2 tRNA genes and 2 rRNA genes are annotated in these 1851 nt (G+C 44.1%); all 4 read left to right on the top strand.

Annotated features, from left to right (window positions below):
• Nucleotides 1-80, top strand: a 16S ribosomal RNA gene (locus tag FZC40_RS16880); the annotation flags it as partial.
• A 341-nt stretch (nt 81-421) separates the two neighbouring features.
• Nucleotides 422-497 (top strand) — tRNA-Ala (locus FZC40_RS16875).
• A gap of 15 nt (nt 498-512) precedes the next feature.
• Nucleotides 513-589 (top strand) — tRNA-Ile (locus FZC40_RS16870).
• A gap of 241 nt (nt 590-830) precedes the next feature.
• A 23S ribosomal RNA gene (locus FZC40_RS16865) occupies nt 831-1851 on the top strand; the annotation flags it as partial.

The raw sequence follows: 1851 nt of genomic DNA, 5'->3' as shown, positions 1-1851 counted from the left end.
TGCCGAAGGTGGGGTCGGTAATTGGGGTGAAGTCGTAACAAGGTAGCCGTATCGGAAGGTGCGGCTGGATCACCTCCTTTCTAGGGAATACAGGAAGTCATGGTACTATTTTCTTTTGTATGACCATAATGGTTATACAAGACAGAAGCAATAGACATAAAAATGAATAAAGATCATATTTTTCGTCAGAATTCCTGATTGATAAAGGAAGAATTCGGCCGAAAAATGTGTTAGTATTTGTATCAGTCACACGCTAACGCTTAGTGACTTGCCAAATTGAAAATTTGGACAAATACGTTTTTCAAGATATTTTTATTTATACAAGGCGCATTTATTTGAGAGCGAAGGCGCGTGCTTTGCACGTAACTGAGCGAAAAAATAAAAGCAACGCAGTAGAAATGAAAATATCGTAGAAAAAAGTGGGGGTGTAGCTCAGTTGGGAGAGCACCTGCCTTGCAAGCAGGGGGTCAGGAGTTCGAGTCTCCTCATCTCCACCATTAAAAAAAACGCATGGGCTTGTAGCTCAGGTGGTTAGAGCGCACGCCTGATAAGCGTGAGGTCGGAGGTTCAAGTCCTCCCAAGCCCACCATTTAAAAACGAACGCAAGTTCAAGCAGAATAAGGATCATATTTTTCGTCAGATTCTTTGAATTATTCAAGGAAGCATTGAGCCGAAAAATGTGTTAGTTTTTACAGCAGTCACAGGTTAACGCTTAGTGACTGACCAAATTTTATCAAATTTGGGTAAAAGCGTCGATCATTGAAAACAGCATAGTGTATATAAAAATTTGAAAATACAATTTCTTTAACACGAAAACGTAACATCAAAAGGATCAAGAAGAAAAGAGCACAGGGTGAATGCCTTGGCAATCAGAGCCGACGAAGGACGCGACAAGCTGCGAAAAGCTACGTGTAGGTGCACATAACCGATTAAGCGTAGATATCCGAATGGGGAAACCCGGCTGATAGAAGATCAGTCACTGTTAAGTGAATAAATAGCTTGACAGAGGGAACCCGGAGAACTGAAACATCTTAGTACCCGGAGGAAAAGAAAGAAACATCGATTCCTTAAGTAGCGGCGAGCGAACGAGGAAGAGCCCAGATTACATCAAATTTTATTAATTAGCTGAACAGCATGGGAAGGCTGGACGAAGAAGGTAAGATCCCCGTAAGCGAAAATTAATAAAGTGGGTAATCGAAGAGTACCACGGGACACGTGAAACCCTGTGGGAAGATAGGGGGCCCACCCCCTAAGGCTAAATACTACTGATTGACCGATAGCGGAAAGTACCGTGAGGGAAAGGTGAAAAGAACCCCGGAAGGGGAGTGAAATAGAAACTGAAACCCTGTGCTTACAAGCAGCAGGAGCGCAAGTGACTGCGTGCTTTTTGTAGAACGGGCCAACGAGTTACGGTATGTAGCAAGGTTAAGTACTTCAGGTACGGAGCCGTAGGGAAACCGAGTCTGAATAGGGCGATAGTTGCATGCTGTAGACCCGAAACCGTGTGATCTATCCATGACCAGGATGAAGCTTGGGTAAAACCAAGTGGAGGTCCGAACCAGTGTCTGTTGAAAAAGGCTTGGATGAGTTGTGGATAGGGGTGAAATTCCAATCGAACACGGAGATAGCTGGTTCTCCCCGAAATAGCTTTAGGGCTAGCGTTGTAAAGAGAGTGATGGAGGTAGAGCACTGAATAGGCTAGGGGTCGTAAAGATTACTGAACCTTATCAAACTCCGAATGCCATACACTTATATACGGCAGTCAGACTGTGTGAGATAAGTCTCATAGTCAAAAGGGAAACAGCCCAGACCATCCGCTAAGGTCCCAAAGTCCAGATTAAGTGGGAAAGG

Origin of the sequence: Acetobacterium tundrae (genome assembly GCF_008086615.1) — a bacterium.
Lineage (GTDB): Bacteria > Bacillota > Clostridia > Eubacteriales > Eubacteriaceae > Acetobacterium > Acetobacterium tundrae.
The sequence above is the reverse complement of the archived record's forward strand: the minus strand, read 5'-3'. Positions and strand labels throughout refer to the sequence as shown.